Genomic DNA, 22,123 nt, shown 5'->3' on the forward strand with positions numbered 1-22,123 from the left:
AATTTGGAGCTTGCCAATTGATATCAATGATGTTTGAAATGAAAACTGTTTCGTTGACACGTTATAGCATGGCTGTATAGGTTGAACCTCTACCAATCTTGATATAAACGTTGCATTTTTGTGGGGTTTTGTATTCCTTATAGAGTATTTCTGTTTCGCTGCTACTGTGAAGCGGTTCCCTTTTTACAAGGCGGGTTTAGGTTAGAACTATCATACTCTTGACCTATTCTTTATGTGTTTAACAGTTTTGGCTTTGATATGGTTAGGCATTTTTACGTCTTTCTTCAAGAGTTCTATTCTACATGCTGCTTTGTTTGTAATGTGCAAGCAAATGACTTTGAGCAATTCATCATGAATAGATTTTAAATGAAAGAAACTTACGATGAAGAAAGCTCATTTAAATTGTCGAATAATAAGATATTTTGATTAAACCAATATTTTGACCATATTCAAAATTGAATAATCGATGTGATGTGTGTTTTATTCAAGTTATTTGAAAAGTTTAAGTTTTTTCTGCTTGTTCTTCAGCAGGGTTGCGTAGACGAGAACTTTGAAGAAGTCCCTGTTCTTCTAAAATGGGGTAGATCATTGAGGTCAAAAGAGAGTTGATTTGTTTGAGGTCGCGCACAGTGTCGAGATGAAGACTGGATGATTCTACATTTTTGAGATCCCCTTCACGCAGACGTTTAAAATGTTTTAAACTCATCTCTTTTTCTAAGTTTCGTAGTTGATCTTTTTTTTGTACCAATAGGTGTGCAGTGTGTGTATCACGTGAGACGAGAACGTTAAATGCTATATGCGCGTTGGCTAGTACAATGGCGTGGAAACGAAGGAGGTCACTCCAGCCCTCGCTGCTGAACTGTAAACCTTTTTGTTGTTTCTTTTTAACCAGCATCAACATATTATGAATAATGATATCGCCTGCTTGGTCTAATTTTATACAGGCGCCTAGAAGTTCTTGCGTTTGAAGAGCTTCTTCGTCAGATAATTTTTGTCCCGCTAATCGGGCCAGATAAAGTTTGATGGCGATATGTTTTTTGTCCAATATGGTGTTGAGTTGGTTGAGTTCACGAATAATATTGGGATCAGGCTTTTCATAAAGTCCCATAATTTTTTCTAGCATGATGTCTACAAGATCACAAATATGAATGACTTCACGCATGACATTCGAGAGGGCGAGAGTTGGGCGATCAAGAACACTGTCATCAAGAGCTGTTTGATCAGATAAATTGAGCCTTTTGTCGGCTTGCATTTTTTTTGCACTTATATTCACGATCTGAGTGGTTAATTTTAAAACCCATTTTGAAAGCGGTATTCCAGCAAGGAGAATGAAAACATTAAAAATGATATGGGCGTTGATCACTTGAGTAGGGGCGTTATTGCCAAGCCATGTGATGGGAGGGTGAAAGGAGAGAAATAAGATAAGTATAAGGATTGACCCTGCCCCACGCATGAGTAAATTTCCTAAGGGAACGAGGCGGGTATTAGGAGAGGCGTTGCGCGTTAAAAGTGGTGCTATAAGAGAAGAGCCAAAGTTGACACCAAGAACCATGACAACACAGAGTTGCGTATGGATAAGATCGTAGTTGGCAAAATTGACCAGCAAAATGATTCCTGCAATGGACGAATGTAAGAGGTAGGTTAAGCCAGCAGCCAACAAAAAAGTGGAAATAGGATCGGTTGAAAGATAACGAATGATGCTAGGCAAAATTTCGCTTTCACGTAAAGGTTCTGTCGCGGTACTTATCATCTCTAAAGATAAAATCAAAAGACCAATACCGATGACAATACGTCCTATTTGACGCCATTCACGTTTTTCTGTTGTCATGAAGATACAAGTGCCAATTAAAAGACACAAGGGTACAACAAGAGTGAGGTCATAGGTGAGAATTTTTACAACGATTGCTGATCCTAATTCTCCTCCACGTACAGCCATAAGTCCTGCTACCCCAGAGACAAAACCAGATTCAACGAAAGAGCCAACGAGGAGTGTTATTGCTGTAGAGCTTTGTAAAATCATTGCTGTAAAAAGCCCAAAACTTACGGCAAACAATGGTTTTGAAACGACGTGGCACATTTTATATTTAAGTCTGTCACCATAGGCGCGTTCAACTCCTGTGCGCACCATGCGTGTGGCCCAGAGAAGTAAAGAAATAGCGCCGGCAAGATGAAGGAGTACCAATGAACCATTCATGATACTTTATTCTTTCTTTGTTGTTGTGAATGTGGTTGCCTCAAATTAATAAATTGAAGTTTATTGTTTTTATTTCACTTTTGCTTTAATACTTGATTAAAATCATAACCGCTTGGATTTTGAAAAACTTTTAGACCGAAACAGGGTAGAATGGAATAGAGGTGATCAAAGATATCGCCTTGAATTTGTTCATAGTCGATCCAAACGGTGGTGTTCGTAAAGCAATAGATTTCTAAGGGTAAACCATTTTCTGTAGGAGGTAATTGTCGTGCCATATAGGTCATATTAGGGTTGATGTTTAGATGCTGTTGTAGATAAGCAAAAACATAAGCACGAAAAGTTCCAATGTTGGTTAAACGGCGCGTATTGGCTAAGATATCATGATTTTTATCTAATTGAGCATTCCATTGATCAATTTCTGCTACTTTTTGCGTGAAATAATTTTCTAATAAATTAAATCGGGAAAGATATTTTTGTTCTTCTTTTGTGAGAAAATGGATACTTGATTGATCAATAAAAAGAGAGCGTTTGATGCGTCTTCCACCCGATTCTTGCATTCCACGCCAATTTTTAAAAGGGTCGGTCACAAGTTTGCGGATAGGAACTGAGGTGATGGTGTTGTCGAAATTTTGAACTTTAACAGTATGCAAGGCAATTTCAATAACATCACCATCGGCACCGAGATTGGGGATTTCAATCCAATCCCCAACACGAACCATATCAGTGGATGAAATTTGAATACCGGCAACGAGAGAAAGAAGCGTATCTTGAAAAATTAACATGAGAACCGCGGCCATTGCACCAAGACCGGAGAAGAGAATAAGAGGGGAGCGGTCAATCAATGTAGCGACCATTAAAATTGTTGCCACAGCAAAAAGTGCAATTTTAGCAATTTGAATATAACCTTTTATTGGTTTTAGTCGTGCTGTTGGTCGTTGTTCGTAAAGGATGTTAATGACATTGAGACAGGAAGAAATTGTCAGGACGACAAAGAAGATAATGAAGGCGTTGGCAACATTACCAATGACAGTGCTAAATGCATCGGGCAATGTTGAGATAAAATTAACACCAATTGAAAGAATAAAAGCTGAAATGATATCCGCTATGTATTGAATAGCATTATTAATATCGATCGTTGTATTTTTTGGGAGAAAAGAAGAGAGTTTTTTTGCTCCGTGAATAAGTAATTTTCGTCCTAGAAAGTTCACTAAAAGGGCAGCTATAGTAAGAATAACAAGCCAAGAAATAGCCTCTAACCACGGATATTGAGCAATAAATTCGATCACTTTTTATTCTCCATTTCTAAAAATATATGCAGTTGAGGGGTTAAAATTTTACAACTGCTTAAGAGGAAGTATTGGAATTATGCTCTAAAGTCGTTAAATATGCAAAAAAGAATTTTCAAACTCTGTGAGAGATAATGCGTTTTCCGCCCGATTTCCTTAATGAACTGCGTACGAGACTCCCAATTTCAACAGTGATTGGTCAACGGGTGGATTTTGATCCTCGAAAAAGTAAGCCTTCACGGGGAGACTTTTGGTGTTGTTGTCCATTTCATGGTGAAAAAACGCCAAGTTTTCATTGTGATGATCATAAAGGGCGCTATTATTGTTTTGGTTGTGGTGTAAGTGGAGATATTTTTACCTTTTTGTGTGAGCTTGATGGACTGCACTTTTCAGAAAGTGTAGAGCGTTTGGCTGATTTTGCGGGAATGAAACTCCCTATTTTGGATTCACAAAGTCATAAACGTCAACTGGAAAAAGCTGACCTTTATGATGTGATGAAAATTGCCACAGATTTTTTTCAATATAATTTACGCGATAAAGGAGGTATGCAAGCACGTCGTTATCTGGATGCACGTGGTGTTACACCAGAGCTTGTAGAGCGTTTCCGCATTGGTTTTGCACCGGTAAGGCGTACAGCTTTGAAAGAAGCTTTGAGTGCACGGGGCATTTCAATAAAGCAAATGGAAGAATGTGGGCTTCTCTCAGTGCATGAGGAGAGCGCGGATTCTTATGACCGATTTAGAAATCGCATTATGTTTCCTATCGAAGATTTGCGCGGACGTGTGGTGGCTTTCGGAGGGCGTGCATTAGAGAAAGAGACACGAGCAAAATATCTCAATAGCCCTGAAACAGTGCTGTTTCATAAAGGAAATATACTTTATAACGCGGCAGCAGCTCGCAAAAATAGTCGCTTTGTTGGCGATGAAAAAATTCATTCACTCCTTGTTGTTGAGGGGTATATGGATGTCATTGCATTGACTAAAGCTGGTTTTGAAGGAGTTGTAGCACCCTTAGGGACAGCATTAACGGAAGCGCAAATTGAGCTTTTATGGCAGATGGGGAAGGAACCTATTTTGTGTTTTGATGGTGATGATGCTGGTTTAAAAGCTGCCTTTCGTGTTGCTGATCGTGTGTTGCCTCTTTTAAAGGCTGGGGTTTGTGTACGCTTTGTTTTATTGCCACAAGGGAAAGATCCTGATGAAATTGTTTGTGCTGGTGGAGCACAGCTTTTTTCTTCTTTTTTGCAAAAAGCTATTCCTTTGAGTGAGCTTTTATGGTGGCGTTCTACCTATGGAAAGCATTTTGAAATTCCAGAGGCACGAGCAGCGCTAGAAAAACAACTAAAACAACAAATTTTTACGATTAAGGATGAAGATGTCCGTCGTTATTATTTGCAAGATGTAAAAAAACGCCTTTTTGATTTTTTTCGTCCCTCTTTTTCAAAAAAAAGGGGGGAAGGGCGATATGGTCAATCTTCACCAAATAGGACCTTTAAAGATCAAACCTTTTCTCTGTTAGCAAATTCTGAAATAGTACGAAATTCTTCGCAATCTATCCCTTTGCGTGAAGCAGTGATTTTACTTACTTTAGCTTACTATCCTGAGTTGTGGTATGAAAATTTTGAAATTCTTTCTGAGTTAGAATTAAAAAATACTCAATTGATAATTTTTCATCAAGCTATGTTGGAAATTCTTGGGGACCAACAGCTTCATAATAAAGAGACGATGGTTGCGTTCTTAGAAAAAAGAGGGCAAAAGGCTCTGTTAGAGCGTATGAAACATCTTGTGCAAAATATTGGTATGCGTATTATTCTTGGTGGAGCCCCTATAGAAGATGCGCGTGCTATATTAAAACAAGCTGTCTACTTGCATCTTCAAGAACACCACCTACATAAGAGGTTACAGGATATTGAAGAGCAACTTGTAGAAAATCCTAAGAGTGAGGTTTTTGATCTGCTTCGTGAGGTAAAAAATGAGCTGGAGCAGATGCAGGCAACAGAAGCGTTAATTGAAGGATTTGGAAGTTGGTTGGATGAAAAAATAGACGGGAATACACAAGATACGATAAAATGATTCGCTTTTTTAATGCGAATCAGTCACTTAAATTTTAGATGAGGAAGTTTATTTGGAGTGACATTTTTATAAAGATGACAATTAAATTTTAGGAAAAGCGGGTAAATTTTAGGAAAAGCGGGAAATTGGTTCTTACGATAGGGTGCAGAGATTATCTCAGAAGGGCTGAGAGGTGTCGGGGAAACTTCTGGAGTTTTCCCGCGTTTTTGTCTGGATGTCAAGTTTGTCTGGATGTCAGGGCGTATACAAAATGTATTCTTTCCAATGGTAATCTCTTAACAGGAAGTATATATGAGTAACTATTGGTAGATTTTAGTGAGAACAAAAAAACTGGTCACATGGAAACTGTGAAGTGATCGAGTGGAGTTATGGTATGGCAACAAAGGTTAAACAGAAAGATAATGCAGAAGTAACAAACCAAGCGAGTTTGGATAGTCCTCTTCTTGATTTTTCTGATGATGCCATCAAGAAAATGATTAAACTTGCCAAAAAAAATGGTTACGTAACAATGGATGAACTCAATGCAGTTCTTCCTTCTGACGAGGTTACATCCGAACAAATTGAAGATATCTTGGCGATGTTCTCTGAGATGGGGGTTAATGTTGTGGATGATGAGGATGAAGTTGAGTCTGAAAATTATGAAGAAGAAGTTACGGTAGAGGGGGGTGATTTAGTAGAAGCCTCTAGCCACGCAATTGCAACGACAACGAATAAACGCGAAGTAACAGATCGTACGGATGATCCGGTGCGTATGTATTTGCGTGAGATGGGAGCTGTTGAGCTTCTTTCGCGGGAAGGCGAAATTGCCATTGCTAAGCGTATTGAAGCAGGGCGTGAGACAATGATTGCGGGACTTTGTGAGAGTCCTTTGACTTTTCAGGCTCTTATTATCTGGCGTGACGAGTTAAAAGAGCAGCGTATTCTTCTTCGTGAAATTATTGATCTTGAAACGACTTATGCTGGTCCAGAAGCAAAGCAGGCTCCTGTTATTGAGCGAAGTGAAGTTGATAAGACCGTAGAAGAAAAAATGTCTTCTGGTATACGTAATATGGGGGAGAGCGCAGGAGAGAGAAACATTGAAGACGATGATGAAGAGGACGAGGACGATGTTAACTTATCGCTTGCTGCAATGGAAAATGAACTTTGTCCTCAAGTTATGGAAACATTGGATTTTATTGCTCAAACCTATGTAAAATTACGAAAATTACAAGATCAGCATGTTGAAAGCAGTTTGGCAGAGCGTAAAGAGGGGGCCCTTACATCTTCTCAGAAGAAGAAATATATTCAATTAAAGGGTGAGTTGATTCAAGCAGTAAAATCTCTTTCTTTAAACCAAAATCGTATCGAAGCTTTGGTTGAACAGCTTTATGACATCAATAAGAGATTGATTCATAATGAAGGTAAGCTGAAACGGATTGCCAATAGCTATGGCATTGGCCATGAGGACTTTTTAAAAGAATACCAAGGGCGTGAATTGGACGCAGATTGGATGAATTATATTGCTGCTTTGCCTACACCTGGTTGGAAAGAGTTTTCGGTGCGTGAAGCAAAAGAAATCCAAAAACTGCGAAGTGAGATACAAAATCTTGCGCAAGAAACGGCTATTTCGATTGGTGAATTTCGTCGGATTGTTATGCAGGTGCAGAAAGGTGAACGCGAATCAACAATTGCAAAAAAAGAGATGGTAGAATCTAATTTGCGTCTTGTCATTTCAATTGCAAAAAAATACACCAATCGTGGTTTGCAGTTTCTTGATCTTATTCAAGAGGGCAATATCGGTTTGATGAAGGCTGTGGATAAGTTTGAATATCGGCGCGGCTACAAATTTTCAACTTATGCAACATGGTGGATTCGTCAAGCTATTACACGTTCAATTGCTGATCAGGCACGTACAATTCGTATTCCTGTTCATATGATTGAAACAATTAATAAAATTGTTCGTACCTCGCGTCAGATTCTCCATGAAATTGGACGAGAACCAACACCAGAAGAATTATCTAGCAAGCTTTCTATGCCGTTAGAAAAAGTACGAAAAGTTCTTAAAATTGCAAAAGAACCTATTTCTCTCGAAACGCCTGTTGGTGATGAAGATGATTCCCATTTGGGTGATTTTATTGAGGATAGGAATGCGTTATTACCAATTGATGCTGCTATCCAAGCTAATCTGCGAGATACGACAACACGCGTTCTTGCTTCATTAACACCGCGAGAAGAACGTGTTTTGCGGATGCGTTTTGGAATAGGGATGAATACAGATCACACGTTGGAAGAAGTAGGACAACAATTTTCAGTTACAAGAGAGCGTATTCGTCAGATTGAAGCAAAGGCACTTCGTAAATTGAAACATCCTAGCCGTTCACGAAAATTGCGCAGTTTTCTCGATTCTTAAATAAAGGAATTCGTGTGCATTTTAATAACTTCCTCCTTCTTCTTAATGAAGGGGGGAGGTGCTTCATGTTGTACTTGGATACTTTCTTGAGAAAAACATAGGAAGAATTTGAACAATCTAGAAAGTTTACGATGTTTAATGTTTTTCTTAGCTTTGGGGCTTTATACTTCTCTGTCTCAAAAGAATAGATATAGGGCAAAGGGTGGTTATGGAGTAGAGAGTAGGGGGCTTTCAAGAAATGAACGATAAAAACATTACCTTGCGTATAGCGCGGCTCGTTTTTAAGAAATGAGATCTATTAGGAATAAACTTATATTGCAACATACGGACTTTTTGATGAAAAATGTATATTCTTTGCGGAATTTTTCTATCATTTTAGGTGACGCATTTTATTCTTCGTTAAGTTTACAAAGAGATGTTTCAATAGGTTATGTTCATTTATATGCGCTATTTTTGAATATTCTCTTTTTATTCAGATAGCTTTTAAGAACATGGTTTAAAGTATACATTGAGTTGAATCTTTTTAAGAGACAGAAATAGATGAAATTATAGAAATTAAACGTTTCATTTTTTATAGATCGTCTTAATTAAAAAAGGTATGTCTGAGTTTATGAGTGGAGAACTTCCCTTTTGGAAAGTAAAAAAATTAGAAGAGATTTCCATTTCTGAGTGGGAGAGCCTTTGTGATGGCTGTGGCCGTTGTTGTTTCCATAAAGTTGAGGATGATGATACGGGTGACCTTTATGCAACCAGTATTGCTTGTCGTCTTTTAGATGGGCAAACTTGCAGGTGTCGAGATTATGCTCATCGTAAATCAATTGTACCAGATTGTATATCGCTAGATATTACGATAGTTAAAACAGCGCGTTGGCTTCCAGAAAGTTGTGCTTATAGATTAATTTATGAGGGAAAAGATCTTCATTGGTGGCATCCATTGGTATCAGGGGATTGTCAGACGATACATACAGCGCATATTTCTGCACGCGGACAAATAGAGATTTACGAAGACGAATTATTATCTGAGGAAGATTATCTTTATCACATTACTGGTCTTCTACGTGAAGGCCAGTAATATGATTTTTTATACAACTTGTTTGTGACTTAATCGATCGCAAAGACTACAGTGACGCTCACGTTATAATTTAATTCACCACCTGCAAAATTTGTATTTGCGTAGCTTACATCTGCTGCTCTACTCATGAGCCGTGGTGTTGGGTGATAGTAATCATCCTTTTCATTGATTTCAATAATTTTTCCTAATTTTAAATCGGCTGCTTGCGCTATCGTTTGCGCTTTTTCAATGGCTTCAGTAATGGCTTTTTTACGTGCTTCTTGATAAAATGGCTTTGTATCTGCGTTGGTAAAAGTAATGCCGTTAACTGAATTAACACCTAGTGTCATCGCTTGATCAAAGATTTTACCAGCATTGGTAAGATCACGAATGCGCACGGTTAAAGAATTTGAAACATGATAGAGTTTTTCATTATTCTTTTTTTCGTGGTGTTTATCAGAGGTCGACTGATAAATGGATAAGCCTGATGTTTGCAAATCATTTTCTTGGATGCCATTGTTTTTAAAAGCGTTTATAATATCATTGATGGATTGATTATTGGAAGCTAATGCCTTTTGGGCAGTTTTGTCATAGGTAACAACGGCTAGATTAATAATGGCCATATCCGGTGCTGCTTGACTTTCTCCGATTGCTGTCACTGTAATCGTTGCATTTTTCATTTTATTTTCTTCAGCATAAGCACGTACAGTCAACGATGTGGCTAAGAGTGTAAATGCTAATATAACTGTTTTAACCAGAGAACCCTTCAGTGGTTGAATTTTCTTTTCTATCATATCTATACCTTTATATTTGTCAGTTAATTATTCTCTCATTTTTAAGAGTTTTTGTAAAGAAATTAGAGCACTGAAAAAAAAACCAATAGAAAAGAGAAAAAGATGGGTTATAATCTTTGTCAGCTCTTGTATCATAGGGCATTTTAGTTTAGAGAGAAACAACCGTATGTGGGGCCTGTAGCTCAATTGGTTAGAGCCAGCGGCTCATAACCGCTTGGTTGGGGGTTCGAGTCCCTCCGGGCCCACCAATAGGGAAATGTCCAATAGAAAAATGGATCGCTTATATAAAAGTTTTGAGATTCTACCTTTTTTGTTTTTTATTTATTTTCCTGTTTGTTTTAGAAGCTTTTGGTCGTTGTTTGTTGCAGTTTTTTCTCTCAGTCGCTTTAATATGATGGTATGTTTTCTTAGTCTCATCAAAGAAGTTCTCTCATTTGCAACCTTTTAGCATTTGGATTAACTGATATGGGGCGCTATTTACTTTCTTAATTCATATACTGTTTTGTACTTTTTCTGTGTGGTGTTCTTCATAAAATAGAAGGCTAAAAGCTTCATTGGATAAGTTTATTTATACTTGTTCTGCAAATAAATAGACCTCAATAAAACCAATTTTAAAGATTGGACCTGTTCAGAACAAATGGCTCAAAAAACATTTAGTGTAAATTTGCTTTTTTCTTAAGTGATGCTAAGGTCTTTTAGACGTTCGAATAGCATCATCGTGATGAAAGGTTAGTGTATAAGAGAATGTGATCTATGGGCATTCATATGTATCATGGGGCAACGATGATAATAACATTTGTTGATATTTTTTTCCCAAGAAAGGAATTCTATTTGATATTTTGAGAAATATTGTTCATAGTGACGGTGGCGTGTTTTCTGAAAAGAATTTTATTAATTGTTCTTTGAAAAGTCAATTGAGTGATTATTTCTATCGCTTTGCATCATCCAGATTCTATTGTAATAAGCATTTTATTATTCTGTAAGAAAATTTTCTATGATATTGGAAAATTCATTAAAATGCCATTTTCTGTTTTTGTGTATTTTTTGCTTAATGTTTAAATTATAGAGTTTTCATGTGATCCGAATTATTATTGAAGAACAGACGTCTTTTTTGATTTTACTCTCATAAGGAATTGGCAATATTGCGGTAACCCTAGCACTTTTTTGTATTGCTAACATTTTTCTCGTATTGATCGTATAGAGAGTTTTATCTTTATTATGAGTTTTTTCTCTTATGAAAAATTATTGGCAGGGAGGGTGTTTTTTTGGAAAAGTATACTTTTTCTTCAAAGTCATACTTTGAAAATATAATTCTTCATAATTTGCATAAGGGAATTTCTCTCTTGTTGTAAATCTGTATAAAATTTACGTACAAAGATTGTGCGTGGTGATTCGTTTTATTTTTTAATAGTATCATTTTTGCTTATGATAGAGACTTATATTAGTATTTACAAGGGGCGTTTAGAGGGGAGGTTACCTGTAAACGTGTTACAGAGTTTTAGGTAATGTGGCTCTGTTTATAAGAATTTATTCCTATAACATTGTTATATTCTTGCTTTGCAATATTGTTAAAAAAACATAGATGGTGCTATGTAGAATAAATTGTGATGTATTTTTTTCAAAAAGCTTTTTCGTGTTCTCTTATATAGAGTTCAGGAGTGTCTTCAGGGATATTTTCACATTAGTTTTTATTGGTCCGAATCGCAAGATCTGCGTAACATTATTCGCGTTTTTGATAGATTATACCAATTTTCATAAGAAGGTCTGGATCGTGTGATGCTTTCTGTTTCACCATGGTGCATGACTAATAGAACTTCATCTGATTTTGTAAAATAAGTTTGTACACAATTGCTTCCATACTGCCTATTGCAAATATTTTTTTCTAAGGTATGAGATATATTTTAAACGCTTTAGCGTTATATAGTGTGACTACATGGAGTATGACTATGAAGAATGATAAAAAATTTGAAACAACTTTATCTGATATTATTGTGAAATGGGAGTCTTTATCGACGTCTCAAAAGCAAGCGATATTGGATAAAGTAGAAAATTCTACAGATTCTACAGATTCTGCTCATTCAACAGAACATTTAAGGCTTCAATCTTCTTTTTATCTCCAGACGAAATCAAAGTTATGAGTTTTAAGTCTTCATCGGAGATGTTGAAACCAGTTATTACATATATGGCACTAGCATTTCCCAGTGTATTCAAAATAGCCATGAGTTTGTCTACAGAAGGCCTCTTGCCTCCATTTATCATTTGTTGGACGTAATTTTGTCCACAGCCTGCAGCTCTGCTTATTTCAATCATTGTTCGTCCGTCACTTTTTATTAATTCAACTAAGCGTTGGAACCAATCTTTTTCAGTCTTTGTCATTTTTAGACCTTTACATATTTACGCTATAGCGTTAATATTGCGTTGCGAATCCAGAATATATGATACAAGGAGCGTGAAAATATCCATGTGTAGCTCTTCGCTAAGGAAGCATATAGAGTTGTTTTTAACTAATAACAAAATGTCCCCATACACTTTCAGATTCGAATCAATAAAAATGGTTGCTTAGTTCCACGGTTGTGAAAAAGTAAATGTGTATACCAGAAAGGGCGATACACACTCGTATGTTTATGAGATTTCACTATGATAGTATACGTAGCAGCATTATAAATCAAGATATACCCCAACATCAGAATTTGTAAAAAAAATTCTGCGTTGAGGTAGTGTGTGAATATAACGAAGCTTTAGAGCCTTAAGAGATAGGATAATGGCTGTAGAAAAAATGTAAATTGCATAGACAAAGAATACTGATTTCTTCTTTATTGTAATAAATTAGATCACTATCAGATGGTATATCGTATATATGCGTAAAAAAATGGGAAATATCAAAAAAGTGATCTTGGATATTTTATTAAACAGGAAGGTAATCTGATCCACAAAGGTGGTTGTTTGGTAGAATTGTACATTCGATCAATGCCCTTATGGCGATGAATGTGTTTTTATGATGCTGCGGTTTATAATGAAGTCTGTGTTTATAATGATATTGTTATTGATAACAATGCATTAACATATGGTTGTTTAGTTGTTCGTAAGAGTTCGCATGTTTATGAAAAATAAGAACTTTATCGTTATTTGAATATGAGTGGAGATGCATATGTTTATGCTAATGCGGTCTTTTTTGATCAAGTTTTGAATGCTCAATGTATTGAATTTTGTGGTGATACTCGTGATTTTAGAAAGGCTCGAGTTTATAATGATGCTTTAGTTTGTGGTGATGTAAAGATTTGTGGGAAGGAAAAATTTTACAGAAATGCTGTGCTTTGTGACACTGAAGATTTTTGTAATAATGAAAAACTTTCATATATAGCCGCATTCCTCATGGCGTAAAAAAGGAAGATAGGAACGATTTGGGCAAGGCTTGTATGATTGGATTGCGTCGTTAGTTTTATTTGACGTTCCTTATTTTTTGTATTTTGTGTCAATAAACGTGTCGCAAATAATTGGTGTGAGTGTAGATTTAGCCGCTTTCAGAGATTTGTTTGCGTCATTTATCAATGCTTTAATGGAGAAAATAAGAACGCCGAGAGTGACTGTTCACACTTGGAACATGCAATTTATTGCATTCTTTTTTTGATTGAGGATGAAACAAATTGGTCAAGATGATCACTTGAGCGACAATTAAGGGAGATCCAAATGAGTGTAAACGAAATTTTATTGGGAGCAATGATTGTTGTTTTGTTGTGCAGTGGGGTTATATTTCGGTTTTCTTTATATTATCGCAGTCAAGTGAAAATTTTAAAAGAGGAATCTAGAAGAATAAAGCATGAGTTTTTAAGAGATTCTATGAAGATGACTGAAGAACGAGATAGGGCTATTAGAGAGCAAAGTATGGTGATTAAAAGACGTGACCAAGCAATTGAAAAACTGAAAAAACAAATTAAGCAATATGAAAAAAATGAAAAGAAATATAAAAAAATGCTTAAATCTGAAGATGATAAAGAGTGATTGTATTCATATTTTGCATTAAAGGGTTTGGAAATGTGTTAGGAAGATTGGAATGACGAGAGAGATAAACTTTAATGAAGCCAATTATGGTGCTGATGGAGAGATTGTATTGGAAGAGAATATTCAAGTTTACTCTGATTTTATGACAACATTTAAGTTTATAAGACAGAGCGTCGTTGATCATAAAATAAGAGTTTATGATGATAAACCAGTTTATAGGTAGGCTGGTTATTAAAAAGCGCGTCTATACAATCCAGCAATTTTATATTATTACTGGAAACAATTTTGCACGTTCTTTTTAGATGTAAGGTATAAATGCTACGATAGTTTCAGCTAATAGGTATAAAAAATTGCATGATAATAGAAAGAAAGAGATATTTGCTTTTTATGAAGATGAAATGGGTAAGTCAGTTATGATTATCAGATACAGAAGAGGAATATGAACGTAAAAGATATTAATATCTTGTAGAGTACATATATTTCTCATTGATGATTTATCTTCTCTTCATGTGCGTTTATTTTTTATGAAAAATACAAAACTTAAAAGATTTTCTTTTTGATAAAGGCTATAGAGATTTGAGTATGATTGAAAATAAACATATAATCTGTAAGAATATGACTGTTATTTGTGAGTGTCAGAAATAATACAGAACTTCCTCTCATTGAGGGGAAATCAATCACTTTTCATTTATCACAAAAGTGACTCCCATACCATTATACAAAATAGACGCTTGTTTTAATGGTAAAGAACGTTAGGACTGTAGTTCTCTAATAAGAGCCTTATGTGTAATTTCTTTTATTTGCTTAATATTGATTAGGATATCTTGTTTTGTTGGATAACCTTTACTAGAAAAAGCAATTTTTTGTGCATCTCCTGAGATTAAACGCCAGTACCATTGATTGTGAACTCCTTGAAACACCTCAAAATACATGCTTCCCACCTCATAAAATAGCTGATAATTTTCAGGATAAATATTTAACTAATCCGCTTGTAAACATTAATGTATGTCTCTCTAGGAAGTCGTCAATATATTCCCCTTAAATTTTCTGACCTTAAAAAATAATTTCTATGAGAGCTATTATTCTTTTAACAAGAAAAAATTTATTGTCAATAAGATATGAATGAGAATTTTATACTATAAAATTATTTTTTTTAATTTAAAGACACTATACTTTCATTTACAACGCAAATATTTTTCTGTCGTTACAGAAAAAAGTTTATAAATTATATAAAATTTCACCAGCAAGGATAAAGTAAAAAATACTTTTTTCCATACTGGTAGAGTTTAATCATTTCTTGTTTTTTCTTTTTAAATAGACGTTTATTGATTAGCTATAACCTCTTTTTGGGATACGCTTCGAATGAGTAAATCAATGAATAAGCTAAGGGTATAAGAATTGGCCATTTTAGCTTTCATATCGATAAGAGAGGTTGTAGTTTTAGGATTAAAACCATTTGATAAACCTTGTCTTGACAAATATTGCTGCAATTTTTCATAAGAACTGTCGATTTTTTCTTGATTTAGTTTTTCGTTACGATCACTATCGGCAAGAGTTTCTTCCAGTCCCTCGATTTTTTTAATAAAATAATTCCAGTCAAAATCACCTTTTGTATATTCGGTGTCAAACATTTTTCCTTGTCCAGTTAAAAGCCAATTAATATTGACACCATATAACGTGCGGTATGTTTGTAAGACACTAAGATTGGGTTCTCTCTCTCCACGCTCATAAAAAGCAATGGAATTTTTTGTCATGCTAAAACTTTTAGCTAAGGTTTCACGTGATGGATCGCCTAAAGCAAGACGTACATAACGTAAACGTTTTCCAAATATGGTTTTTGATTCAGTTTCAGGACGTGCCACGAATTATCTCCCTCGGTAAATCATCATGGTATAAATCATTAAATAATAAAAGCACACTATGTATTAATATTCTATGATATAATGTCAATATTATAGCTTTAATTTCTTGTTGTTTTTTTATTTGTGTAGCTAGAAAGCAATCTTGCACTTATTGTATTGACAATTGATATTCACTTCAAAACAAAATTCCTTGTTGCTACATTTGTCTCTTGCTTTTTTTGAGAGAATTTTCATGTAACTTTACCATATATATTCTATACACCTCTGCATTAATAGATGCAACTTTAAAGAGATGCAAACTTTGGATTGGTACTGGGTGTGCTTAGATGAAGTAGAAAATAAACTTTGAGGAATGATCATGGCCCTATTACGCTATTTTGGGTTTGCTTTTTTTTTCACGATTATTGGTGTCTTTTTAGGAGGGGTTATTGGTTGGTTTGAAACGGAAAGTATTACTGGTTTTCTTAAATATTTTTTTATTTGCTTTGTTTTAGGAGTTTTGGAAATTTCTTTATCTTTTGATAATTCTATTATCAATGCGCGTGTTCTTAGTAGAATGAGTCCATTGTGGCGTCGTCGTTTTCTTATGTGGGGCATTTTGATAGCTGTATTTGGGATGAGAATTGTTTTTCCATTATTGGTGGTTGTCGTTGCTGTTGGGATTAATCCAATTGCGGCAGTCAAATTAGCGATATGGGAACCACATCGATATGCTGAAGTTTTAACCGATGCGCATATGGGGATTGCTGCTTTTGGAGGAACTTTCCTTATGATGGTTGGCTTAAAATATTTTTTTGATTCTGAAAAAGAAGTGCATTGGCTTAATGTTATAGAGAAACCTGCTCAAAAGTTTGGGGCGCTTGTTGGAATTGATATTGCAATTGTTTTGATTTTGATCTTATTGGTTTCAGGTCAGATTGACGCAGAAAATAAAATAACTTTTTTATTGGCAGCACTTTATGGACTTTTGACCTTTATCGGTGTTGAAGTTGTCGGTCATCTTTTGGATACTCCTCAAAAGACTTTAACAACAGTAGCTCACGGGGGAGTAGGGGCGTTTCTTTATTTAGAAGTTCTTGATGCTAGTTTTTCTTTCGATGGCGTGGTTGGTGCTTTTGCCTTTTCACACAACCTTTTTATTATTGCGATAGGTCTTGGTATCGGAGCATTTTACGTTCGTTCTATGACAATTATGTTGGTTGAATCAGGAACATTATTGCATTATCGTTATTTAGAGCATGGTGCTTTTTATGCAATTCTAGTTCTTGCAGTGATTATGTATCTGCAAACGATTATATCGGTTCCTGAAGTTTTAACAGGACTTGTGGGAGTCTGTATTATTGGAATGGCATTATATTCTTCGATTCGTTTTAAGCATCGTCAATTGGATAAACATGTTGTATCTAAGTAATGGAGATCTCTTCCTTTTTCAAACTTTTGTTTATCGCATATCTTTGAATAGAAAGAGGTCTTTTATGCAAAATAAAATACTATTTTATTGCTTATTTGCGTTTTTTTAAGTTGAGTTTATTGCATAATACTACCCATGAAGGGAATAATATACAATCTCTAGGATACTTTTTGACCTAAATATAAGACAGAAAGCTGATGCTATACTTTTTACCAGCTTTCAATATTATGACAAGCTTTTGCATTAATGGTTCATAAGAGGCCTTTTTGCTGTTTTTTTGAATGATTTCTATTCATACATTGGATTCTCTTTGTAACGTGTAAGAGAATGGTTTTGAAACAGGTTTGAAATGAGAGAATTTACGATATTCTGAACTCTTACTTAAATATGTGCAAAATAATTTATCCTTTATAAATCAGTGTATTATAATGGTAGATTAGAGAAGGATATTTTAAGAGACCATTAAAAGTTCTATACCGGCTTCGTTCATTGTTTTAAGCATAGTGTTTAGTGATCCGTTTACATCAATACCAGCACAGGCATTTAATGAAACACTGACTTTAAAACCGCATTGCATAGCGTGAAGAGCAGAAAATCCGACACAAAAATCAGTTGCTAAGCCACACATAATGAGCTTAGTAAAACCATGTTCTTTAAGATAAACTTGTAAACCTGTTGGTGTTTTTTGATCATTTTCAAGAAAAGCAGAATAGCTATCCATTTTTTGATTATAGCCTTTTCTAAGGATAAGTTGTGCCTTTTCCACTCTAAGAGATGGATGAAATTCTGCTCCTTGTGTTCCTCGTATGCAATGATCAGGCCAAAGTATTTGAGGACCATAGTCAAGAGTGACTGTATCATAGGGCTTTTTTTCAGGATAGCAGGAAGCAAAGCTGCAATGGTTTTTGGGATGCCAGTCTTGGGTTAAGATAATGTGATCAAAATGATTTATGAGATTATTGACGGCGGGTAAAATAGCATCACCTTGTGGTACGGCAAGTGCTCCACCTAGTAAGAAGTCATTTTGAACATCAATGACGATTAAGGCTTTTTTTTCCATAAATATATTCCTATACGAGATGAGCTTTTATCGTATTTTTAAAAAGCTATATGTCGTCTTGAAGTTTTGAAATGATATGCTGGATATTGATATTATTTTTATAATTATCAAGCCAAAAGAGGGGAATGGATAAGTTTTTACAATTGGTTTTATAGTTTTTTACGAATTGTAACCACGTACCAATGGGAAGTGCACTGTATTCATTTGTTGCTACGTGTTGATGCAAAGCTTTCATGATCATTGGGCTTGGAACGTCAGATCCCATAAGGCGGCGGTCGTTTTGTAAACGTAATTTAAGCCATATCAAGGCAAGGGGTGAAGTCCATTGCTTTCCGTAGCAAAAAATCGATGAAAAAAGAGAAGGATTTTTTACTGCGTAATATAAAGCCCATAAAGCGAGAAAAGAAGGCGCATAGAGAATTGCTTTTCTTTGTGGTACCATATTACATTGATAAGTCGGTTTAATACGATAAAAATACAATGTTATATCTGGTATGGAAAAGAGAGGCAATGTTTGATAACAGGTTTCAGGTACAGCTAAAAAGATTTGCTTTTTGCTCTTTAGGGGGATGTTTTTTTGCATTCAGGACCATACTGGGGCTTGTGAGATTAGAAAAAATGTACCAATATAAAGCGAAAGCTTTTGATACGACGTAAGTGCTATTTACTGTACAGTTTCAAAAAGCAAAAGCAGTTTTTTCAAAATCCTAATCTTTAATATCGCATAATATAAAGAGAAATTTATGGCACGTCAATTTATCTATCATATGGCTGGGCTTAACAAGTCTTACGGCAATAAAAAAGTTCTAGAAAATATTCATTTGTCTTTTTATCCAGATGCGAAGATCGGTATTTTAGGGCCGAATGGTGCAGGGAAGTCAACTATTTTACGTATTATGGCTGGGCTAGATAAGGAATATACGGGAGAAGCATGGATTTCTGAAGGAGCTCGCTGTGGTTATCTACCACAAGAACCTTTGCTTGATGCGAGCAAAGATGTGCGTGGTAATGTGATGGAAGGTGTTGCAGATAAACAGGAAGTTCTTGAGCGTTATAACGAATTGATGATGAATTATAGCGAGGAAACGGCTGATGAAAGTGCACAGCTTCAGGACATTATTGACAGTCAGAATCTTTGGGATTTAGAAAGTCAAGTGGAAATGGCTATGGCTGCTCTTGGCTGTCCGCCAGCCGATGGGGATGTAACAAAACTTTCGGGTGGTGAGAAGCGGCGTGTTGCACTTTGTAAATTGCTTTTGTCAAAACCTGATTTATTACTTTTGGATGAACCGACAAACCATTTAGATGCTGAAACGACGGCTTGGCTTGAGAGGCATCTACGTGAATATCCTGGGGCTGTGCTTTTGATAACCCATGATCGTTATTTTCTCGACAATGTAACGGGTTGGATTTTAGAATTAGATCGCGGTAGAGGTATTCCTTATGAGGGGAACTATTCTGCTTATTTGGGGGCTAAAGCCAAGCGTTTGGCTCAGGAAGGCCGTGAAGAGGCAGCGCGTCAACGTGCTTTATCACGTGAGCAAGAATGGATCGCTTCTAGTCCAAAAGGGCGACAAGCAAAGTCAAAAGCTCGGATTAAGGCTTATGATGAGTTGGTTCAAGCAGCACGTGAGCGCCGTCCTGGAGAGGCGCAAATCATTATTCCTATTGGAGAAAGATTAGGACAGGTTGTTATTGAGGTTGATAATCTCTCTAAAGCTTATGGTGAACGTGTATTGATTGATTCTCTTTCTTTTAAACTTCCTGCTGGTGGCATTGTCGGCGTTATTGGGGCCAATGGTATGGGAAAGTCGACCTTGTTTAAAATGTTGACGGGACAGGAAAAGCCCGATTCAGGTCAGATACGTATCGGTGAAACAGTTCACATGAGTTATGTGGATCAGAGTCGCGATTCCTTGGTGGGGGATAAAACTGTTTGGGGGGAAATTTCTGGTGGAAATGACATTATTAAATTAGGCAAATATGAGATGAATAGCCGCGCTTATTGCGGGGCTTTTAATTTCAAGGGGGCAGATCAGCAGCAGAAGGTGGCAAATTTATCAGGAGGGCAGCGCAATCGCGTACATTTGGCGAAACTTCTAAAAGAGGGGGGGAATGTGCTTCTTCTTGATGAACCGACAAATGATCTTGATACTGAAACATTGGGTGCATTGGAAGATGCATTGGAAAATTTCGCTGGTTGTGCAGTTATCATATCGCATGATCGTATGTTTCTTGATCGATTGGCAACACATATTTTAGCCTTTGAAGGTGATGGTCATGTAGAATGGTTTGAAGGTAATTTTGCTGAATATGAGGCTGATAAAGTTCGTCGTCTTGGGGCGGAATCTCTTAATCCTAAGCATGCAAATTATAAACCTCTTACACGCTAGAATTTTTTATCTTATCTCAACTTTGTTGGAATAATAGTGTATTTTATTGCGTTTGTTATTTCATAAATAAAGAGTGTGTGTACTCTGTGGGAGTTTTTATTCATTGAAAAGAGTAAGAGACACTTTATGAAATTATAGCCTAAATATGGTTGTTCTAATCATGATATATAACCGGTTATTTCTTGTAAAATTGCAATGAAAAGGAGGAGATGAAGAGTATAGCACTACTTCTACAAATGCTCTGGTCATTGAGCATTACCATCTTTACTTAATAAAAATGCAAGCTGGCATCATCATGTTATTTATTTTTTCTCAATGGTATACAGTTTTTGTTTTGAGGTGGGCATAAAAGATATTTTTATCTATATGTCCTCTCTGTTTATGAGCTGTAAGAGAATGATTTGGATTGATTTATCATGAATATTATAATGAGAAGCAGATGGATAAGATCTGTTCGTTTTTTACATTAGCCTATTTTTTTCATAGTATGATAAAATAGAGAGCACAAAATAGATGAGAATATGCGTTGTATACTTGAATTTTTTTCCTATAAACAAATGTTTATAGGAATGTTGAGGGGATAATTATGAAAAAAAGTGCAAGTTTAGATGCAATGGTTGAGCTGCTGAAAGCGGTCGCAGAAGTAAGCCATTTACGTGTTCTTAGGCTCTTACATCATGAAGATTTAACAATCCCTGATTTTATTTTTATTCTTGATCAGTCGCAAGCATGTATATCACGATATTTACGTTTATTGTACGAAGCACGATTGATTGAGCGTTATCAGAAGGGGGATAGCCTTTATTTTAAGCTTTGTCATGATTTTTGGGGTGAAGACATTGTGATGGGTGTTCTTTCGGCTTTGCCAAAGAATGATGTGTTGTTAGCGCATGATTTAGAACGTTTGAAGGATGTTAAAAAGCAGCGTCAAAAAACGAGGAAGAAGTATTTCTTACAAAATGCGTTGCAACGGGATGTATTACGGTCATCTTATATGGCAGATTATGGTGTAGAAAACGCTTTACTTGAAATCATTGGCGATAAACCATTTCAGACGATGCTGAATATTGGAAGAGGTGAAGACTCTATCTTAAAATTGTTTTCTAATCTTTATACGCATGGGGTTCAAGTCGTGCTTGATAGCAATGTTTTTCACTTGTCTGTTGGAGATACAACTTTTGATTTAGTTATTCTTCATTGGGTTTTACATTTTTTTGAAAACCCTGAAATATTCCTTCATGAGATATCAAGTGTTTTGTGTCCTCATGGACGTTTATTGATTGTGGATTTTGGTTATCATGAAATTGAGTCTTCATATTCTGATCAAGCACATACGCGTTTTGGATTTTCGGCTTTACAAATAGAACAATGGCTTAAAAATACGAGACTTGTTCTAGAACAAACGGTTTGTCTTACTCCTATACAAAATGAAAACAGTGAGAAAGGTATGGTTACGCTTTGGCTTGCTCGTGATCCGCGTTTATTAGTTGACGATATCAAAGATAAACAAGTCAATTTTGCATAAATCGCGTTTGTTGACCTGCTTTATTCTCTGATTTTTCTTAAGGAATAGCGTAGAGATAAAACTTTATTCAATCATTGATAATCTATT

18 protein-coding genes and 1 tRNA gene are annotated in these 22,123 nt (G+C 35.8%); 11 read left to right on the plus strand and 8 right to left on the minus strand.

Annotation, left to right across the window (positions count from 1 at the left end; genetic code table 11):
* Positions 1–502: 502 nt before the first annotated feature.
* Together ACFIL2_RS07050 and ACFIL2_RS07055 are read right to left on the minus strand one after the other, a co-directional pair.
* Positions 503–2,194 carry a Na/Pi cotransporter family protein gene (locus ACFIL2_RS07050; protein ID WP_375633036.1) on the minus strand — a complete coding sequence of 564 codons (1,692 nt, stop codon included), beginning with the start codon at positions 2,192–2,194 and terminating at the stop codon, positions 503–505.
* 74 nt (positions 2,195–2,268) lie between these two features.
* The gene (locus ACFIL2_RS07055; RefSeq protein WP_375680366.1) at positions 2,269–3,480 is read right to left on the minus strand and encodes a mechanosensitive ion channel family protein; all 1,212 of its coding nucleotides are present in this window, start codon (positions 3,478–3,480) and stop codon (positions 2,269–2,271) included.
* A gap of 134 nt (positions 3,481–3,614) precedes the next feature.
* Between ACFIL2_RS07055 and dnaG the strand changes: the two genes are divergently transcribed.
* The 3 genes from dnaG (at position 3,615) to ACFIL2_RS07070 (ending at position 9,013) form a co-directional block, all read left to right on the plus strand.
* The gene (dnaG, locus tag ACFIL2_RS07060) at positions 3,615–5,552 is read left to right on the plus strand and encodes a DNA primase (protein WP_375680367.1); all 1,938 of its coding nucleotides are present in this window, start codon (positions 3,615–3,617) and stop codon (positions 5,550–5,552) included.
* Positions 5,553–5,925: 373 nt separating this feature from the next.
* Positions 5,926–7,941 carry an RNA polymerase sigma factor RpoD gene (rpoD, locus tag ACFIL2_RS07065; RefSeq protein ID WP_375611971.1) on the plus strand — a complete coding sequence of 672 codons (2,016 nt, stop codon included), beginning with the start codon at positions 5,926–5,928 and terminating at the stop codon, positions 7,939–7,941.
* Positions 7,942–8,551: 610 nt separating this feature from the next.
* Positions 8,552–9,013 (plus strand): YcgN family cysteine cluster protein, encoded by a 462-nt coding sequence (locus ACFIL2_RS07070; RefSeq protein WP_375680368.1) that lies wholly within the window; start codon positions 8,552–8,554, stop codon positions 9,011–9,013.
* Positions 9,014–9,042: 29 nt separating this feature from the next.
* Here the strand turns inward: ACFIL2_RS07070 and ACFIL2_RS07075 are convergent, their stop codons facing one another.
* A complete protein-coding gene (locus tag ACFIL2_RS07075) occupies positions 9,043–9,786 on the minus strand; it encodes an SIMPL domain-containing protein (RefSeq protein WP_375633029.1) in 744 nt (247 codons plus the stop codon).
* 171 nt (positions 9,787–9,957) lie between these two features.
* Between ACFIL2_RS07075 and ACFIL2_RS07080 the strand changes: the two genes are divergently transcribed.
* Both ACFIL2_RS07080 and ACFIL2_RS07085 read left to right on the plus strand, forming a co-directional pair.
* A tRNA-Ile gene (locus ACFIL2_RS07080) sits at positions 9,958–10,034 on the plus strand.
* 1,698 nt (positions 10,035–11,732) lie between these two features.
* Entirely contained in the window at positions 11,733–11,924 is a 192-nt protein-coding gene (locus ACFIL2_RS07085) for a hypothetical protein (protein WP_375633027.1), read from the plus strand.
* Here ACFIL2_RS07085 and ACFIL2_RS07090 read toward each other — a convergent pair.
* A complete protein-coding gene (locus ACFIL2_RS07090) occupies positions 11,848–12,162 on the minus strand; it encodes a helix-turn-helix domain-containing protein (protein ID WP_007347852.1) in 315 nt (104 codons plus the stop codon). The two genes, ACFIL2_RS07085 and ACFIL2_RS07090, sit on opposite strands and share 77 nt — an antisense overlap.
* A gap of 756 nt (positions 12,163–12,918) precedes the next feature.
* Here ACFIL2_RS07090 and ACFIL2_RS07095 point away from each other — a divergent pair.
* From ACFIL2_RS07095 to ACFIL2_RS07105, 3 genes are all read left to right on the plus strand, one after another.
* A complete protein-coding gene (locus ACFIL2_RS07095) occupies positions 12,919–13,167 on the plus strand; it encodes a hypothetical protein (RefSeq protein ID WP_375633025.1) in 249 nt (82 codons plus the stop codon).
* 306 nt (positions 13,168–13,473) lie between these two features.
* Positions 13,474–13,785 (plus strand): hypothetical protein, encoded by a 312-nt coding sequence (locus ACFIL2_RS07100; RefSeq protein ID WP_375613354.1) that lies wholly within the window; start codon positions 13,474–13,476, stop codon positions 13,783–13,785.
* Between the two features lie 52 nt (positions 13,786–13,837).
* Positions 13,838–14,008, plus strand: a complete 171-nt coding sequence (locus tag ACFIL2_RS07105; protein WP_375621377.1) for a hypothetical protein — start codon at positions 13,838–13,840, stop codon at positions 14,006–14,008.
* Positions 14,009–14,537: 529 nt separating this feature from the next.
* Here ACFIL2_RS07105 and ACFIL2_RS07110 read toward each other — a convergent pair.
* On the minus strand, positions 14,538–14,717 hold the full coding sequence (locus tag ACFIL2_RS07110) for a YegP family protein (RefSeq protein WP_375680369.1): 180 nt from the start codon (positions 14,715–14,717) through the stop codon (positions 14,538–14,540).
* 390 nt (positions 14,718–15,107) lie between these two features.
* Positions 15,108–15,647: a helix-turn-helix domain-containing protein gene (locus tag ACFIL2_RS07115; RefSeq protein WP_375611979.1), complete on the minus strand. Its 540-nt coding sequence runs from the start codon at positions 15,645–15,647 to the stop codon at positions 15,108–15,110.
* 358 nt (positions 15,648–16,005) lie between these two features.
* On the opposite strand from ACFIL2_RS07115, the gene ACFIL2_RS07120 reads away from it, so the two are divergent.
* Entirely contained in the window at positions 16,006–17,058 is a 1,053-nt protein-coding gene (locus ACFIL2_RS07120; RefSeq protein WP_375633023.1) for a DUF475 domain-containing protein, read from the plus strand.
* A 451-nt stretch (positions 17,059–17,509) separates the two neighbouring features.
* Here ACFIL2_RS07120 and pncA read toward each other — a convergent pair whose 3' ends face one another.
* Both pncA and ACFIL2_RS07130 read right to left on the minus strand, forming a co-directional pair.
* Positions 17,510–18,118 (minus strand): bifunctional nicotinamidase/pyrazinamidase, encoded by a 609-nt coding sequence (pncA, locus tag ACFIL2_RS07125; RefSeq protein WP_375618209.1) that lies wholly within the window; start codon positions 18,116–18,118, stop codon positions 17,510–17,512.
* Positions 18,119–18,164: 46 nt separating this feature from the next.
* Complete coding sequence (locus tag ACFIL2_RS07130; protein ID WP_375618210.1) at positions 18,165–18,701, minus strand: hypothetical protein; 537 nt, start codon at positions 18,699–18,701, stop codon at positions 18,165–18,167.
* 160 nt (positions 18,702–18,861) lie between these two features.
* Between ACFIL2_RS07130 and ettA the strand changes: the two genes are divergently transcribed.
* Together ettA and ACFIL2_RS07140 are read left to right on the plus strand one after the other, a co-directional pair.
* A complete protein-coding gene (gene ettA / locus ACFIL2_RS07135; protein WP_375633021.1) occupies positions 18,862–20,511 on the plus strand; it encodes an energy-dependent translational throttle protein EttA in 1,650 nt (549 codons plus the stop codon).
* 586 nt (positions 20,512–21,097) lie between these two features.
* Positions 21,098–22,036, plus strand: a complete 939-nt coding sequence (locus tag ACFIL2_RS07140; RefSeq protein WP_375680370.1) for an ArsR/SmtB family transcription factor — start codon at positions 21,098–21,100, stop codon at positions 22,034–22,036.
* The last annotated feature ends 87 nt before the right edge of the window (positions 22,037–22,123 follow it).

The sequence above is a fragment of the Bartonella sp. AP30XZML genome, assembly GCF_042195945.1.
GTDB lineage: Bacteria > Pseudomonadota > Alphaproteobacteria > Rhizobiales > Rhizobiaceae > Bartonella.

Bases quoted from the DNA above. Each gene is read 5' to 3' on its own strand.
- ACFIL2_RS07070 (WP_375680368.1), top strand. From the start codon at position 8,552: ATGAGTGGAGAACTTCCCTTTTGGAAAGTAAAAAAATTAGAAGAGATT.
- ACFIL2_RS07105 (WP_375621377.1), top strand. From the start codon at position 13,838: ATGACGAGAGAGATAAACTTTAATGAAGCCAATTATGGTGCTGATGGA.
- ACFIL2_RS07100 (WP_375613354.1), top strand. From the start codon at position 13,474: ATGAGTGTAAACGAAATTTTATTGGGAGCAATGATTGTTGTTTTGTTG.
- pncA (WP_375618209.1), bottom strand. From the start codon at position 18,118: ATGGAAAAAAAAGCCTTAATCGTCATTGATGTTCAAAATGACTTCTTA.
- ACFIL2_RS07120 (WP_375633023.1), top strand. From the start codon at position 16,006: ATGGCCCTATTACGCTATTTTGGGTTTGCTTTTTTTTTCACGATTATT.
- ACFIL2_RS07110 (WP_375680369.1), bottom strand. From the start codon at position 14,717: ATGTATTTTGAGGTGTTTCAAGGAGTTCACAATCAATGGTACTGGCGT.
- dnaG (WP_375680367.1), top strand. From the start codon at position 3,615: ATGCGTTTTCCGCCCGATTTCCTTAATGAACTGCGTACGAGACTCCCA.
- ACFIL2_RS07095 (WP_375633025.1), top strand. From the start codon at position 12,919: ATGAGTGGAGATGCATATGTTTATGCTAATGCGGTCTTTTTTGATCAA.
- ettA (WP_375633021.1), top strand. From the start codon at position 18,862: ATGGCACGTCAATTTATCTATCATATGGCTGGGCTTAACAAGTCTTAC.
- rpoD (WP_375611971.1), top strand. From the start codon at position 5,926: ATGGCAACAAAGGTTAAACAGAAAGATAATGCAGAAGTAACAAACCAA.
- ACFIL2_RS07130 (WP_375618210.1), bottom strand. From the start codon at position 18,701: ATGCAAAAAAACATCCCCCTAAAGAGCAAAAAGCAAATCTTTTTAGCT.
- ACFIL2_RS07075 (WP_375633029.1), bottom strand. From the start codon at position 9,786: ATGATAGAAAAGAAAATTCAACCACTGAAGGGTTCTCTGGTTAAAACA.
- ACFIL2_RS07050 (WP_375633036.1), bottom strand. From the start codon at position 2,194: ATGAATGGTTCATTGGTACTCCTTCATCTTGCCGGCGCTATTTCTTTA.
- ACFIL2_RS07090 (WP_007347852.1), bottom strand. From the start codon at position 12,162: ATGACAAAGACTGAAAAAGATTGGTTCCAACGCTTAGTTGAATTAATA.
- ACFIL2_RS07140 (WP_375680370.1), top strand. From the start codon at position 21,098: ATGAAAAAAAGTGCAAGTTTAGATGCAATGGTTGAGCTGCTGAAAGCG.
- ACFIL2_RS07085 (WP_375633027.1), top strand. From the start codon at position 11,733: ATGAAGAATGATAAAAAATTTGAAACAACTTTATCTGATATTATTGTG.